Here is a 15,600-nt window from a genome sequence, read left to right as displayed (position 1 = left end):
GTGATTTTTTAATTGAAGGCTTAATGGCTTGTTAAGAATACATTAGTGTTTATCATCTGGTTTTTATGTACATTTGAAATAATTATAGTCGTGTATTATGTCAAAGTTTGGCGAGCTGATCAATACCAACATTCCCGTACTCTTCAACTTCTTTACAGAATGGAACGAAGACTCAGTGACTATGAATCAGGTTCTGCGCAATGTGGCCGCAGCAGTGGGGGATAAGGCCAAAGTCATCAAAATCAACATTGAAAAGAATCCTGAGCTTTCTGAAGCCTTACGCATCAAAGGTGTACCTACTTTTATCATCTACAAGGATGGAGAGATGCGATGGAGACAAAGCGGTATACAGGATGGCAATTCGCTGATCACACTGCTCAAGCAACACGCCTAACCAATAGTTGTCCTATTACAAATCCGCTTGTGGTATGGTTACAGCATCCCATCCCTTATCTCGAATAAATTGAAGATAGGGCGGTAAAATTTCCTTTAGTTGATTTGCTGATTTCTCACTGTCGTGAAAAACAACTACACTGCCATTACGTGTGTTTCTCATTAAGTTGGCCAGGCATGAATCCGCACTCCGTTGCTGATCAAAATCACCAGACAACAAATCCCACATCACAATTTGGTAAGACTTATTACGCAATCGCCGTCCTAGGCTTGGCGTTATTCTTCCGTAGGGTGGTCTGAATAAAAGCGATGGAATTACTTCGGCAGCCATGTCAACATTATGAATATAAGTTTTCTGACGGGTCTTCCAGGCATTGAGATGCTGGTGGGTATGGTTGCCTACAGCATGACCTTCTTGTTGTAAGCGTTCCAACAGCTGGGGAAATCTACGTACACGGTCACCTATACAGAAAAATGTTCCTTTACACGCGTATTCCTTCAACTGGTCCAATACAAAATCGGTGACACCTGGCGTAGGGCCATCATCAAAGGTGAGGTATATCTGATTCTTGGACCGATCGCCGTGCCAAAAATAATTCCCAAAAATCCTAGGGATGATGGATCCAATACGGTCCGGATAGGTTTTCATGTCAATTTCCAGCGTCAAGCTCGCCTGTATCCGAAGGTTCAATCAGCGGCTCAGTGGTTGTATTATCTACACTGTTTTTGATCAAATCGCGCAACTCCATTTCGGATAAGCTATCTGGAAATTCTTCTTCAACTTCTCCTGCTTTTCTAATGCGATAGGCATCATTCAAGTACCGTATAAATGGTTTTAAATATTCATTATACGTATCTACATGCTGTTCTACTTCCTTACTTTGGTCCAAGAAATAGGCAGATTCAACCACGCTGTTATAACGGCTCACAGTTGTTGCAATTTCAATATAGCTGTTGTCCTGTTCCTGAAGGCTTAATGCATTGAAAAAATCCAGTCTATCTTTATACTTGGCCACAATACGTCCCAATAAATCTCTGGCTTTTTGATTCTTATCCAACCTATAATACCCAGTGACAAAAGGCTCCAACATCGAATAATTACCAAAGTATTCGAGGGGCATATTTTTCATCCCCAGGTCTAAAATTTCCTCTGCCTTTTTCAGTTGGCCATCCTCGATCAAGGCATCTGCAGCTCTTGTCAGATTACTGCGATAACCTACACTATTTCGTCTGGTTTCCACATCGTGATAAATGTCTGGTGAACCGCTATTGCCCCAGTCCCAATTCATCAAAACATCATAGGCATAGTCTGGATCGACACGTCCCATATCAAAAGGGTCCCTGGGATCTGCAGGTTCAGTTTTGATCGGGATAAGACGGTAGGCGCAACCGTCTAATTGTAAATAATCCTTCATCCAGATATAATCCTCATCTCCAAATGCTCCTCCAGAGAAATAAATAGGGCGCTCCCAGTTGTTGGCATTAATGATGTCCAACATGAACATTCTGTTTTTGTAGATGCCACCACCACCCACATTGATGATAATCTCATCCACAATTTTGTCGGCATCTTTTTGGGGAACCACTCCATTTTTCAACACGTTTTCTTTATTGACTGGGATTCTGATGTATTTGGTAGGATAGGTGTGCTCGTAATGCTCATTGTTCATGAGTTCCTGGGTGATCTTGTTGTCACTGGCCACCCACTCCATCCAATCTTTAAGATCCATGGTGTCCGGGAAAATCAATTTGGCATTATTATTAGCTTCCCTCATGCGTTGTTGAATACGCTCCTTATCGGCATAATACAAAATATCTCTGGTTCCATATTTATATTGGTCATGAGTGAGGGTAGCGGGCACAGGCTCACTGTCCCAGGCTTTTTTCTTCATATCGTCCATATACCAATCTGTGCTCAGCAGCGAAGTACAGACAACCCGCACGTCAGTCCGATAACCTTCTACCTCCTGGGCGTACCAAAGCGGAAAAGTGTCATTGTCACCAATGGTAAAAATCAAAGCATTGGGAAGGCAACTGTCCAGGTATTTTTTGGCACTAGCCAGTGCTGTGTACTTTCCAGATCGATCGTGGTCGTCCCAATTCTGATAACCCATGAGCAAAGGAGCTCCGGCAAAACACAAAGACAATGATATGATTTGTGCCATACGTGACTTGAGCACTTCCCTCAAGGCTTCATACAAGGCATATACACCCATACCGATCCACATCCCGAACACGAGAAACGAACCTACATAGGCATAATCCCTTTCCCTCACTTGGAACATCGCCTGGTTGAGGTATACGATAATCGCCAAACCTGTAAACAGAAAGAGCACCAATGTCACGTAAAAAGACTTGATGTCTTTTTTGGCATGGAAGATGGCTCCCAAAATCCCTAACAGCAGCGGTATAAAGAAATAGGTATTTCTTCCTTTATTTTCTAGCATATCTTCGCTGAGCTCATCCTGCGTGCCTATAAAAATCTCGTCAATAAACTTGATGCCACTTAGCCAATTGCCATTATAGTTGTCCCATTCTCCCTGGACATCATTCTGGCGACCCACAAAGTTCCACATAAAGTACCTCATGTACATATAACTGATCTGGTACTGCCCCATGAAACTGAGATTTTGGCCGAAAGTAGGTTTCTCAATCACTACAGCTTCACGCAACGACATCAGAACATCCACATATTCTGAGGCATCGATGGCGCCACGTTGCAGTTTGCGCTCATATTCATCTAGAATAGACAGCAATTCCTGATTATTGGCAAATTCAGGTTTGATACGGTAATTGAGTCCACCCATAAATTCGATGTATTTGGTGGCCCTAGAGGCATCGGTCATCCGGGGGAAAAAACCTTTGTGATCGTGGTGCGTATCAGGTATCGCATCCTTGTATTGGTTGACGATCACATATTTACCTAACTTTTCATCCCTTTCGTATTTTGGTTTTTCATCCTTATAGGACTCGTTGTCTACTGTGGTGGGATCGTCCGGATTAAGACCGGCGTACATATCTGTAAAGGATTCTGCATAAAACAAGCCAGCAGATGGATATTGCTCTCTGTTATAATATGCCAGCAATGCCCGGGCGTCATTTGGGTTGTTTTCATTGATGGGTGTTCCGGCGTTAGCACGTATCGGTAACATGGTCCAGGAGGAGAAACCGATGAGTATAAATGCGATACATAAAGTGATAGTATTGAGTAACGGCATGTTTCGCTTTCGCGAAAGCGAGATCAAGAAAACAAATAATCCCACGATCAATAATAAAGCAATGATAGTACCCGAATTAAAAGGCAAACCAATATCATTGACAAAAAAGATTTCCAGATATCCAAAAATGGCAAGTGTGTAAGGTCCCAAGAAGAGGAAAACAAATAACAACACAGCGACTACAGCCAAGTTTGCCAGGATAAAGTTAAAGACAGTAATTTTTTTATAATGCCTGAAATACCAAAGTAATCCAATGGCTGGAACCGTAAGCAAGGCAAGAAAGTGTATCCCAAAAGAGAGTCCCAGAATAAAAGAGATCAATACCAACCAACGGTTTCCTCTGGGTTTCATCATGTCGCGTTCCCATAACAGGCCCAGATAGAACATGCCACTCATTAATAAGGTGGCTGGTGCATATACTTCGGCTTCTACAGCGTTGAACCAGAAGCTATCCGATACGGCAAATGCCAACGCACCAATCGCTGAGGCACCTAAGATCATCACATCATTCACTTTGTCTTTCAGTATATGTCTTTTGAGCAACAAAGTCATGGACCAAAACATAAATAGGATGGCAAAGGCACTAGAAAATACCGCCAGTAAATTAACCGTGTAGGCAATATCAGAGGCTTCCAAGGCAAATATGGAAAATGCGGCACCCATCATCTGATAAAGTGGGGCTCCTGGTGGGTGTCCTACCTCAAGTTTTGAAGAGGTGGCGATATATTCTCCAGCATCCCAAAAGCTGGTTGTAGGTTCAACGGTACTCCAAAAAATGGTCAGGGCGATGGCAAATACCACCCAGCCCATGATCTTGTTCAATTTTGCGTAATTTATGGTCATAGTTGTAGATAACTCAGGCGAAAATAAGATTTTATCACCTTATTCCTCTAAGAAACGATAAAGACTAGTTTCAAGTATATGTAAGATGGAAGAAAAAAGCCTCAAACCTATTTGTAGAACGGCGTTTGTGAAGCTTTGAAGCAGATTGCAATTTTTTTCAGATTTTTTTTGTCCAACTTGAGAATTGTCTTAAATTTGCATCCGATTTTGTCCCATGGTGTAATGGTAACACTCCGGTTTTTGGTACCGTCATTCTAGGTTCGAGTCCTAGTGGGACAACTTCTAATCCCGATCTCTGATGAGGTCGGGATTTTTTTTTGTTTCATGCATCCAAAGGTTGATGGAGAATTTTATTTGATCGGTGCTTTAATGAAGGTAAGTCTTCAACCATTTGGCGATAAAACTCGAGTAGCCAAAATTCAAGTTTTGATAGCCGATCGTCCTTGTGGATGGTCAAAATGCTGACCCCCTACTTGATCCTAAAAGTAATTACTGGTAAGCTTGAGTGATTCACAACATCCTCGCTCACGCTGCCATTAAAAAAGTGTGAGAGGCCTCTTCTTCCGTGGGTGGCCATTCCAATAATATCTCCTTTGATGTCCTTGGTAAAGTTAAAGACGCCTTCTTCAACTGAAAAATCATTGTAGATGCTGTAATCTTTGGGTTCTACTCGTACATTTTTCAAGTAGTCATGTACCTTTTTTTCTGCCGCTCTGGTGCTCATGAATTGGGAAGGAGTGTTTACATATAATAAATGCAAATTACATTGTGTCTTTTTGGCAAAAGCATCTGCTTCCTGCAAGGCGCTGGTCGAGTCAGGGTCCAGATCAGTGGCAAAAACAAATTCGTTCACATCCAATCGTTTTTTCCGGTCCTTGACGATCAATACTGGAATCTCTGAATTCCGAACGACTTTTTCAGCATTGGAGCCAATAAAAAGATTTTTTAGTCCATCAGCACCGTGCGAACCCATCACAATCAGGTCAGCTTTGTTGCGCTCTACGGCATTCATGATTCCCGAAAACGCAGCACCTGTCTCTACATCACCGTGAATAGTGACGCCTTCTAGGAAATCAGATTTCATTAGGTTATCAAATTTTTCTTTGGCCAATTTCATAAAGAATACGGCCTCCGGAAGGTTGGAACTTGCGTTGTTGGCCAAGTGTAAAGGGAGGTCCAATTGGTGAAGTAGGAAAACCTCTCCGCCATTTTCCCTGGCGATGTCTGCCGCTACTCTCAGGGCGTTTTCGGCTTGAACACTAAAGTCGGTAGGAACGATAATTTTTTTCATGGAAAGTGATTTTGACTTCATTAAAGATACAAAATTTACCTGGTAGTCAAGTCTGTAACTCCATGGTTTGGAAAAGCTTAAAAAAGTAGTATATTTGCCACCTATTAGAAAGGATTTGAGGGGACGAAAAGTCCCCTCTTTTTATAAGTATGTTGAAAGAACGTGTAGATCAATTACTGGAGGAGGCATTTGAAGAGCGACCAGATCTGTTTTTAATTTCCTGTAACATTGGGCCTGCCAACGATATCAAGGTGGTTATCGATGGTGATGAAGGCGTCAAGTTGGCTGACTGTATGTTTGTCTCCAGGGCGGTTGAACATCAATTGGATCGGGATGAAACCGATTTTTCCCTTGAGGTATTAAGTGCAGGTGCAGCGTCTCCGCTTCAGGAAAAGAGACAGTACAAGAAAAATGTGGGTAGGGAATTGGAGGTAATATCCAATCAGGACCAAAGAAAAGAGTCTGGAAAACTCACCCAAGTGGACGATAATGGTATCACTATAGAATGGAAGGCAAGGGAGCCCAAGCCGATAGGCAAAGGTAAAGTCACCGTACAGAAATCGTGGACTGTCGCCTTTGAGGATATCAAACAAGCAAAAGTGGTTATAAAATTTAATTAGAAAGGAATATGGAAAATCTCGCATTGATCGAGTCTTTTTCTGAGTTTAAAGATGATAAAATGATAGATCGCGTCACTCTGATGGCGATCTTGGAGGACGTTTTTAGAGCCGCACTTAAAAGAAAGTATGGTGAGGACGATAACTTTGATATTATTATCAACCCTGATAAAGGGGATTTAGAGATTTGGCGTAACCGTGTGGTGGTAGCCGATGGTGAAGTGGAGGATGATAACTCTGAAATTTCATTGTCCGAAGCTCAAAAGATCGAGCCAGACTATGAGGTAGGAGAAGATGTAGCCGAAGAAGTAAAGTTGATCCAGTTGGGTAGACGTGCCATTTTGGCCTTGAGACAAAATCTGATTGCCAAAATTCACGAGCACGATAACACCAATATCTTTAAGCAGTTCAAAGAATTAGAAGGTGAGTTATACAGTGCCGAAGTGCACCATATCAGACACCGCGCTATCATTCTGTTAGACGATGAAGGCAACGAGATTATTATGCCAAAGGATCGTCAGATTCCTTCTGATTTCTTCAGAAAAGGAGAAAACGTAAGAGGGGTGATCGAGAGTGTGGAACTGAGAGGCAACAAGCCCAATATCATTTTGTCCCGTACATCGCCCAAGTTCTTGGAAAAATTGTTTGAACAGGAAATTCCAGAAGTATTTGACGGTGTGATTCAGGTGAAAGCAGTGGTGAGAGAGCCAGGTGAAAAGGCCAAAGTAGCCGTTGATAGCTATGATGACCGTATTGATCCAGTGGGCGCCTGTGTAGGAGTCAAAGGATCTCGTATCCACGGTATTGTTAGGGAATTGGGTAATGAAAATATCGATGTGATCAATTATACCACCAATACCCAATTGTACATCGCTCGAGCATTAAGTCCTGCCAAAATTGTCTCCATGGAGATCAATGACGAGGAGAAGAAAGCTGAAGTCAGATTAAACCCAGAAGAGGTGTCCAAAGCTATCGGTAGAAGAGGACACAACATCCGTTTAGCTGGTAAGTTAACCGGATATGAAATCGATGTGATCAGAGAAGGTGTAGAAGAAGATGTAGAATTAACCGAATTCTCTGACGTGATGGAAGGATGGGTAATCGAGGAATTCCAAAAAATAGGTTTGGACACTGCCAAAAGTGTTCTAGAGCAAGACGTTGCCGACTTAATAAAACGTACGGATCTCGAGGATGAAACAGTTTTGGAAATTGTCCGCATCTTGAGAGCAGAATTTGAAGATTAGAAATTAAAGTCAATCCCGAACCATTTTATGGCCGAAGTAAAAAACATGAGACTCAACAAAGTTCTAAGGGAATTTAATATTTCCCTGGACCGTGCTGTGGAACATCTTAATTCCGTCGGAATAGAGATAGAGGCTCGTCCTACCACAAAAATAGATTCCAGCGTCTATCAAGCACTGGCTGATGAGTTTCAGACCGACAAAAGTAAAAAAGTTGCCTCCAAGGAAGTAGGTGCCGAGCGTCGCAAGGAGCAGGAAGAACTGCGTCTGCAACGTGAGAAGGAGTTGGAAGAAAAGCAGAAAAAGCAACAGGAAGTCATCAAGGCCAAAGCTTCGCTGGATGGTCCAAAACAAGTCGGCAAGCTGGATCTTGACGCCGACAAAAAGACGGAAGAGCCTACTGAAAAAGTTGAAAAAGCTGAAAAAGAGGTAGAGAAAACTGTAGAGCCCGAAACCGAGAAAAAAGTCGAGGCGCCTAAAGAAACCGAGCAGGTATCCAACCGTCCTAAGGCTGGAACTACAAAGGTTAAAGGCAAAATTGACTTGGATGCAGGTAAAAAAGGGTCTACTGCCAAGAGCAAGAAGAAGGAGGAAGAGCCCGCTTCCGCGAAAGCTGAAGAAACCAAAGCTGCTCCAGAGGCTAAGAAGGAGGAACCAGCTTCTACCGAAACGGAAAATCAGGAGCCGGAAAAGATCAAGACCGAATACAAAAAATTAGACGGTCTTAAGGTTACCGGTAAAAAGATTGATCTTTCCCAATTTGCCAAGCCTAAAAAGAAAACTGACTCCAATAGAGGAAAACGTAAGCGTATCTCCAAGCCAGGAGCTGGTGGAGCCGGAGGTAGAAAACCATCCAATAAACGCGGGCGTAAAAACATTGTTAAGGAGGAGCCTACAGAAGAAGAAATCCAAAAACAAGTACGGGAAACGCTGGAAAAATTGCAGGGGAAATCCTCAAAATCCAAAGCCGCCCGTTACCGTAGGGATAAAAGAGATAGCCACCGTGAAAAAGTGGAGGCTGCCGAAGAAGCACAAGCCCAAGACAAAAAATTACAGGTAACTGAGTTTGTTACCGTCAGTGACTTGTCTACCATGATGGATGTGCCTGTAACCAAAGTAATCGGTGCTTGTATGTCACTGGGTATGATGGTGACCATGAACCAGCGTTTGGACGCAGAAACCATGTCTATCGTTGCCGAGGAATTCGGTTTTGAAGTAGAATTTGTCAATGCCGATATCGAAGAAAGCATTGCCGAAGTTGAAGACAAAGAAGAAGATTTGAAGCCGCGTGCACCAATCGTTACGGTGATGGGTCACGTTGACCACGGTAAGACCTCTTTACTGGATTATATCCGTGAAGAAAATGTGATTGCTGGTGAGAGTGGAGGAATTACACAGCACATCGGTGCTTATGGAGTAGAATTGGACAGTGGGCAAACCATTGCTTTCCTGGATACGCCTGGTCACGAAGCCTTTACGGCCATGCGTGCACGTGGAGCCCAGGTGACTGATATTGCCATTATTGTAATCGCAGCAGATGACGACGTGATGCCGCAAACCAAAGAGGCCATCAGCCACGCTCAGGCAGCTGGTGTACCTATCGTATTTGCGATCAATAAGGTGGACCGCGATGCTGCAAATCCAGATAAGATCAAGGAATCCTTGGCCAATATGAACCTTTTGGTTGAAGACTGGGGTGGTAAAATCCAATCACATGACATTTCTGCCAAAACAGGTCAGGGAGTCAAAGAATTATTAGAAAAAGTATTACTGGAAGCAGAATTATTGGATCTCAAAGCTAATCCAGATAAAGATGCAACAGGTACGGTCGTAGAAGCCTTCCTAGATAAAGGTCGTGGTTATGTATCTACCATTTTGGTACAAGCTGGAACCTTGCGCGTCGGTGATTATGTCCTTGCCGGACGTACTCATGGTAAGGTCAAAGCCATGCAGGATGAAAGAGGTCATGATGTAGAAGAAGCCAAACCATCCACACCAGTATCTATACTGGGTCTGGACGGAGCGCCTCAGGCAGGTGATAAATTCCACGTATTTGAAGATGAGCGTGAAGCTAAATCTATCGCTTCTAAACGTACACAATTGCAACGCGAGCAGTCTGTAAGGACACAGAAGACCTTGTCGCTGGACGAAATCGGTCGTCGTATTGCCTTGGGTGACTTTAAAGAGTTGAACCTGATCTTGAAAGGAGATGTTGATGGATCTGTAGAAGCATTGACTGACTCCTTCCAAAAATTATCTACTGAAGAAATTCAGGTTAATATTATCCATAAGGGAGTAGGAGCTATTACAGAAAGTGATGTACTACTCGCTACCGCCTCTGATGCGATCATCATCGGATTTAACGTTAGACCGCAGGGTAATGCCCGTTCAGTAGCAGATCAGGAAGAAGTAGATATCCGTACTTATTCCATCATTTATGATGCGATTAATGATCTTAAAGATGCGATGGAAGGAATGCTTAGTCCAGAACTTAAAGAAGAAATTACGGGTAATGCAGAGGTGCGTCAGACCTTCAAGATCTCCAAAGTGGGAACTATCGCAGGTTGTATGGTGACCGATGGAAAGATTTATCGCAACAGTGGTGTCCGCCTGATCCGAGAGGGTGTGGTCGTATTCACTGGTGAGTTAGCCGCCCTTAAACGCTTCAAGGATGATGTCAAGGAAGTGAGTAAAGGTTACGAATGTGGTATCCAAATCAAAAACTACAACGACCTGAAAGAGGGAGATGTAATTGAAGCTTTCCGAGAAGTTGAAGTGAAGAAAACCTTGAAATAATACTCCATTATATTACATTAAAAAGCCGTTTCAATTCCTGAAACGGCTTTTTTATATTCTTATGTGACCGCCTAGTGCAATGTGGGCTATTTAGGTTAAAAGACCTTGTGAGTGCATTTGGTCGATGGAGCAATAGCCATTCGCTTAGCCTATGAATTACTAGATATGAGTACTATCAAGGCTTTAGGATAAACGCATCCTTATAGGTTTCTTTGATCTGCAATAATGCGCGATCTGCTTCCAATCGGGTGCGATATTGACCTACCCAAATCTTATGGTAAGGAGACTCCCATTTGAGTTCGCTTCTCCATGGTAATCCCAAGGCGTCATAGCTGCTCTTGGTCGCAATGGCCTTTTCCCGATCGCCGTAATAGAGCTGGATGGTAAAACGATCTTTAAAATCTCCAGACTTTTCCATGGCGATTTTGGTCGATACCAAAGCGTTAATTTTTTGTTCATCCACACGGCCTGTGTCTTGTGCAAAACTCTGGAGGCCAATAGAAATTAGGCCTAATACCAATAGGATATTTCTTAGATTCATTCTAGTCATAGCGGGCAATTTGGGAAGTTACGCTTTCGCGAAAGCGTAACTATTTAGAACTGTTATAAATTATTTTCTTCATTTGGTCACGAGCAAAATTAACGATTTATGACCTATTTTTGCACGAGCATTTACGATACGGTAAAATACCGTAATTATTGTGCCAAAGTTATTGTAATATTCATTAAACGTGATGATAAATAGGAAATTACATTTTTCCGCCTGGCAATTCATTCTCGCCTTTGTTTTTGTGGCTTTCAGTGCTTTCAGTGCTGGTGCTCAGACAGATGTAACGACGAATGATGGGGAGCCGGCGACACCACAAGAAGTCGAACCCAGCGCAGGAAGTGCTGGCGATTCGGCCCTGGGAAAACAGCTCTTTAATGCCAATTGTGCGTCCTGTCACAATCTTTACAAGAAGATGACTGGGCCTGCGCTTTTTGGGGTGACTAAAAAGTATGAGCGTGAGTGGTTGTACAAATGGATTAAGAATTCAGCTGAGTTGATCGCTAGTGGTGATCCTCAAGCCGTAGCTATTTACACCGAGTACAACCAAAAGAACATGAATGCGTTCCCGCAGTTGTCTAATACTGATATCGACAATATCTTGGCGTATACCGACACGCCAAAGCCTGTTCCAACAGACTCTGAGGTGACCGGAGCTGGTGATGGTGGTGCTGCTGACCCAACCACCAACAATATCATTCTTGGTGCATTGGCGCTTGTGTTGTTGTTATTGGTGGTGTTATTACTTGTGGTCAACAAAACCTTAAAGCGTTTTGCTGAGGCCAACGGTATCCAAACCGAATTTGAAACGGAAAAAGAGGAGCGCACGCCGATCTGGAAAGCTTTTGTGCAAAATCAATTCCTGGTATTGGTATCCGCTATATTCCTATTGTTGGCCAGTGCTTATTTTGCTTACGGTGCTTTAATGTCAGTAGGCGTAGATCAGGGATATGCCCCTGTACAACCTATTCATTATTCTCACAGAATCCATGCGGGTGAGAGTCAGATAGATTGTAAATATTGTCACTCTAGTGCGCGTGAATCTAAACACTCTGGCATACCATCACTTAACGTTTGTATGAACTGTCATAAGTCCATCAGCCAGGTGGCCGATGACACCTATAAGGAAGGTATCAATGAATACGGTATAGATTACAACAAAGAAATTCAAAAACTCTATGCTGCAACAGGATGGGATAGTGCAGAGCAAGTATATACTGGGGATACAGAGCCAGTACGATGGGTGCGTATCCATAATCTACCTGATTTGGCACAGTTCAATCACGCTCAGCACGTCACTGCAGGTAATATAGCTTGTCAGACCTGTCACGGTCCGGTAGAGGAGATGGAAATTATGTATCAATATTCTCCGTTGACCATGGGATGGTGTATCAACTGTCACCGTGAGACTAATGTTGACCTTCAGGGGAACGGTTATTACGAACAAATTCATAAGGAGCTTTCAGAAAAGCGTGGTGGTCGCCAATTGACCATTGCTGATCTGGGAGGGCTTGAATGTGGTAAATGCCACTATTAATCAAATAGTTTTAGAGATTTATGGCTACTACTAAAAAATACTGGAAAAGCACCGCTCAACTCGATGAGAGCAACGAGGTGGTAAAAAACCTGGAGCAAAACGAGTTTGCAAGTCCTATTCCGACCGATGAATTTTTAGGGAACGATCAGGCGATGCAGTCTTCAAACACTTCACGTCGTGATTTCCTTAAGTATGTTGGATTCAGTACTGCAGCGGCTTCGTTGGCTGCTTGTGAAGGTCCGGTTATCCATTCCGTACCTTATGTCAACCAACCAGAACAAATTATTCCTGGGATCGCCAACTATTATGCAACAACGATTGCAAATGGTTATGATTATGCCAGTGTATTGGTCAAAACCCGTGAGGGTCGTCCCATCAAAATTGAAAGCAATCGCGATGCTGCTGCCAGAGGTGGCGCTAACGCTCGTGTTCATGCATCGGTTTTGTCCATGTATGACAACAACAGGTTGCAGGAACCAATGGCCAAGGGTAAGAAAACAACTTGGGAGGAATTGGACAAGCAGGTGCTTCAAGCATTGACACAGCTCAATGGAAAGGAGCTTGTGGTGTTGGCACAAACTTTTGCCAGCCCTTCCATGAACAAGATTCTTACGGATCTGAAATCAAGATACAGCAATGTACGTGTGGTAACTTACGACACCGTAGGTGCTGATGCCGCTTTAAATGCCTTCGAAGCCAAATACGGTGTAAGAGGTTTGGCCGATTATGACTTTACCGATGCAGAAGCTATCGTAGGTATAGGTGCTGATTTTGTAGGAGACTGGCAAGGTGGTGGTTTCAACCACGGCTATGCAGCTTCCCGTGTGCCTATAAACGGAAGGATGTCGCAACACATCCAGTTTGAATCAAACATGACGCTATCTGGAGCCAACGCCGATAAAAGATATCCAGTTACTCCGACCGAACAGAAGCATATTCTGGCAGCTCTTTATAGTAAAATTGTTGGTGGTGGTGCTACTCCTTCCATGAGTGATAAAGTAGCCAAAGCTGTTGAGCAGGCTGCTATCACATTGAAGAGAGCTGGAAGTAAAGCGGTAGTGCTTTGTGGAATCCCGGATCAAGGAGCGCAACAACTTACCTTGGCTTTGAATGAAGCTTTAGGGAGTACGTTGATTGATACTGATGCGCCTATTATGACCCGTCAAGGAAACCGCAAGTCGGTGGATGCTTTGGTTAAAGATATGGAAAGCGGTCGTGTGGGAGCCCTGTTTGTAGCTGGGGTAGATCCAGTTTATAGCTACCACAATGCTGATGCTTTCGCGAAAGCGATGAAAAAAGTGCCGCTTAAGGTATCCTTTGCTACCCGAATGGATGCCACTGCCGATGCTTGTGACTTTGTTGCGACAACACCGCACTACCTGGAATCCTGGGGTGACACCGAAATCAAAAAAGGAACGGTTTACTTGACCCAACCTACTATTCACCCACTGTTTGACACCCGTCAAATTCAAGACAGTTTATTGAAATGGGCCGATATAGATACGCCTTATAAAGATTACCTGAAAGAGGTTTCTGTATCCGCTGGCGCTAGCTGGAACAAGTCCCTGCAAGATGGATTCTTCAGTGCAACTACAGCTACCACTGCAACAGCAGAGGAAGAAGACGCAGCACAAACAGCTTCAACCGGAAGCAGTAATTCTTCTGCGTTAAGCGCTCTTGCTAATGCTAAGAAGCCTGCTGGGTTTGAATTGACATTATACACCAAGATTGGACAGGGTGATGGTACACAAGCCAATAACCCATGGTTGCAGGAACTTCCTGATCCTATCACAAGAACGACTTGGGATAACTATATCACCATATCTCAACAAGATGCTGATCAGTTGGGTGTCTACAATAAAAATGTCGCCAATGGAGCATTGGACGGTAGCTACGTAACGGTTACCATGAACGGTGTGAAAGCAGAATTTCCTGCCTTGATCCAGCCAGGACAAGCTCCTGGAACTGTTGGTATCGCTTTGGGATACGGTCAAAAGCACGGTTTGCAAGAAGACATGCAAACTGGTGTAAATGCCTTCCCTTTCTTTGTAAATGGAGTAGATATACAATCTGTAGAATTGGCTGATGCTGGTGGAAACCACGAATTTGCCTGTACACAGCTACAAAACACCATGATGGGTCGTGATATCATTCGCGAGACCGATCTGGCTACGTATAGAAAAGGAGATAAACACGAATTCAATCCGATGCCAGAGGTGTCACTGAATCACGTAGAGACTCCTGTTACCTCTCCAGATGTAGATCTTTGGGAATCCTTTGATCGTTCGGTTGGACATCATTTCAATATGTCTATCGACCTGAATGCCTGTACAGGTTGTGGTGCCTGTGTGATTGCTTGTCATGCAGAAAACAACGTTCCTGTAGTGGGTAAAACTGAAGTGAGAAAGTCACGTGATATGCACTGGTTGCGTATCGATAGATATTATTCTTCCACGGATAGCTTTGAAGCTGATGAAGAGAAGAAGGATGGCTTTGAAGGATTATTTGGAGACAATGGATCCTTAGGTGGATTCGGTGAGCTGGAAGAACCAGCAGCTAATCCTCAGGTCGCTTTCCAGCCAGTAATGTGTCAACACTGTAACCATGCGCCTTGTGAAACTGTATGTCCAGTTGCGGCATCATCGCACGGTCGTCAAGGTCAAAACCATATGGCTTATAACCGTTGTGTAGGTACACGTTACTGTGCAAACAACTGTCCTTATAAGGTACGTCGATTCAACTGGTTCCTATACAATGGGAATGATGAGTTTGACTATCACATGAACAATGATTTGGGCCGTATGGTCATCAATCCAGATGTAACCGTTCGCTCACGCGGAGTTATGGAGAAATGTTCTATGTGTATCCAGATGACACAGAAAACCATTTTGGAAGCCAAGAAAGACGGTCGCATGATCAAAGACGGCGAGTTTGCTACAGCTTGTTCCAATGCTTGTGATAGCGGAGCCATCACATTTGGTGACATCAATGACAAGGAGTCTGAGATCTATAAGGTGAAACAACAGGATCGTATGTATCATTTGTTAGAAGAAGTGGGAACTGAGCCTAACGTGATGTATCAGGTGAAAGTCAGAAATATTTAATTAAGAAAACTAA

10 protein-coding genes and 1 tRNA gene are annotated in these 15,600 nt (G+C 43.4%); 7 read left to right on the top strand and 4 right to left on the bottom strand.

The window, feature by feature from the left end:
• Nucleotides 1-97 precede the first annotated feature (97 nt).
• A complete protein-coding gene (locus EGM47_RS00705; protein WP_124978851.1) occupies nt 98-394 on the top strand; it encodes a thioredoxin family protein in 297 nt (98 codons plus the stop codon).
• A gap of 15 nt (nt 395-409) precedes the next feature.
• Here EGM47_RS00705 and EGM47_RS00700 read toward each other — a convergent pair whose 3' ends face one another.
• Nucleotides 410-1,042 carry a polysaccharide deacetylase family protein gene (locus EGM47_RS00700; RefSeq protein ID WP_124978850.1) on the bottom strand — a complete coding sequence of 211 codons (633 nt, stop codon included), beginning with the start codon at nt 1,040-1,042 and terminating at the stop codon, nt 410-412.
• A gap of 1 nt (nt 1,043) precedes the next feature.
• Nucleotides 1,044-4,454 carry a DUF2723 domain-containing protein gene (locus EGM47_RS00695; RefSeq protein WP_124978849.1) on the bottom strand — a complete coding sequence of 1,137 codons (3,411 nt, stop codon included), beginning with the start codon at nt 4,452-4,454 and terminating at the stop codon, nt 1,044-1,046.
• A gap of 208 nt (nt 4,455-4,662) precedes the next feature.
• Here EGM47_RS00695 and EGM47_RS00690 point away from each other — a divergent pair.
• Nucleotides 4,663-4,733: transfer RNA gene (locus EGM47_RS00690), tRNA-Gln, on the top strand.
• A gap of 190 nt (nt 4,734-4,923) precedes the next feature.
• Here the strand turns inward: EGM47_RS00690 and EGM47_RS00685 are convergent.
• Nucleotides 4,924-5,745 (bottom strand): universal stress protein, encoded by an 822-nt coding sequence (locus EGM47_RS00685; RefSeq protein WP_124978848.1) that lies wholly within the window; start codon nt 5,743-5,745, stop codon nt 4,924-4,926.
• Nucleotides 5,746-5,894: 149 nt separating this feature from the next.
• On the opposite strand from EGM47_RS00685, the gene rimP reads away from it, so the two are divergent.
• From rimP to infB, 3 genes are read left to right on the top strand one after another with little or no spacing between them, the layout of a single operon-like run.
• Entirely contained in the window at nt 5,895-6,365 is a 471-nt protein-coding gene (gene rimP / locus EGM47_RS00680) for a ribosome assembly cofactor RimP (protein WP_124978847.1), read from the top strand.
• A gap of 8 nt (nt 6,366-6,373) precedes the next feature.
• A complete protein-coding gene (nusA, locus tag EGM47_RS00675) occupies nt 6,374-7,606 on the top strand; it encodes a transcription termination factor NusA (RefSeq protein WP_124978846.1) in 1,233 nt (410 codons plus the stop codon).
• Between the two features lie 27 nt (nt 7,607-7,633).
• Entirely contained in the window at nt 7,634-10,399 is a 2,766-nt protein-coding gene (infB, locus tag EGM47_RS00670; protein WP_124978845.1) for a translation initiation factor IF-2, read from the top strand.
• Nucleotides 10,400-10,574: 175 nt separating this feature from the next.
• On the opposite strand, the gene EGM47_RS00665 is transcribed toward infB, so the two are convergent.
• Nucleotides 10,575-10,949, bottom strand: a complete 375-nt coding sequence (locus EGM47_RS00665) for an SPOR domain-containing protein (RefSeq protein WP_240642042.1) — start codon at nt 10,947-10,949, stop codon at nt 10,575-10,577.
• Between the two features lie 184 nt (nt 10,950-11,133).
• Between EGM47_RS00665 and EGM47_RS00660 the strand changes: the two genes are divergently transcribed.
• Nucleotides 11,134-12,483 (top strand): c-type cytochrome, encoded by a 1,350-nt coding sequence (locus EGM47_RS00660; protein ID WP_124978844.1) that lies wholly within the window; start codon nt 11,134-11,136, stop codon nt 12,481-12,483.
• 20 nt (nt 12,484-12,503) lie between these two features.
• A complete protein-coding gene (locus EGM47_RS00655; RefSeq protein ID WP_124978843.1) occupies nt 12,504-15,587 on the top strand; it encodes a TAT-variant-translocated molybdopterin oxidoreductase in 3,084 nt (1,027 codons plus the stop codon).
• Nucleotides 15,588-15,600: the final 13 nt, after the last annotated feature.

Source organism: Nonlabens xiamenensis, assembly GCF_003865345.1.
In the GTDB taxonomy this organism is placed as follows: Bacteria; Bacteroidota; Bacteroidia; order Flavobacteriales; family Flavobacteriaceae; genus Nonlabens; species Nonlabens xiamenensis.
This window is presented reverse-complemented; position numbering and strand designations above follow the sequence as displayed.

Excerpts from the sequence above, each read along its gene's own strand:
- EGM47_RS00705 (WP_124978851.1), top strand. The coding sequence starts at position 98 with ATGTCAAAGTTTGGCGAGCTGATCAATACCAACATTCCCGTACTCTTC.
- EGM47_RS00700 (WP_124978850.1), bottom strand. The coding sequence starts at position 1,042 with ATGAAAACCTATCCGGACCGTATTGGATCCATCATCCCTAGGATTTTT.
- EGM47_RS00695 (WP_124978849.1), bottom strand. The coding sequence starts at position 4,454 with ATGACCATAAATTACGCAAAATTGAACAAGATCATGGGCTGGGTGGTA.
- EGM47_RS00685 (WP_124978848.1), bottom strand. The coding sequence starts at position 5,745 with ATGAAAAAAATTATCGTTCCTACCGACTTTAGTGTTCAAGCCGAAAAC.
- rimP (WP_124978847.1), top strand. The coding sequence starts at position 5,895 with ATGTTGAAAGAACGTGTAGATCAATTACTGGAGGAGGCATTTGAAGAG.
- nusA (WP_124978846.1), top strand. The coding sequence starts at position 6,374 with ATGGAAAATCTCGCATTGATCGAGTCTTTTTCTGAGTTTAAAGATGAT.
- infB (WP_124978845.1), top strand. The coding sequence starts at position 7,634 with ATGGCCGAAGTAAAAAACATGAGACTCAACAAAGTTCTAAGGGAATTT.
- EGM47_RS00665 (WP_240642042.1), bottom strand. The coding sequence starts at position 10,949 with ATGACTAGAATGAATCTAAGAAATATCCTATTGGTATTAGGCCTAATT.
- EGM47_RS00660 (WP_124978844.1), top strand. The coding sequence starts at position 11,134 with ATGATAAATAGGAAATTACATTTTTCCGCCTGGCAATTCATTCTCGCC.
- EGM47_RS00655 (WP_124978843.1), top strand. The coding sequence starts at position 12,504 with ATGGCTACTACTAAAAAATACTGGAAAAGCACCGCTCAACTCGATGAG.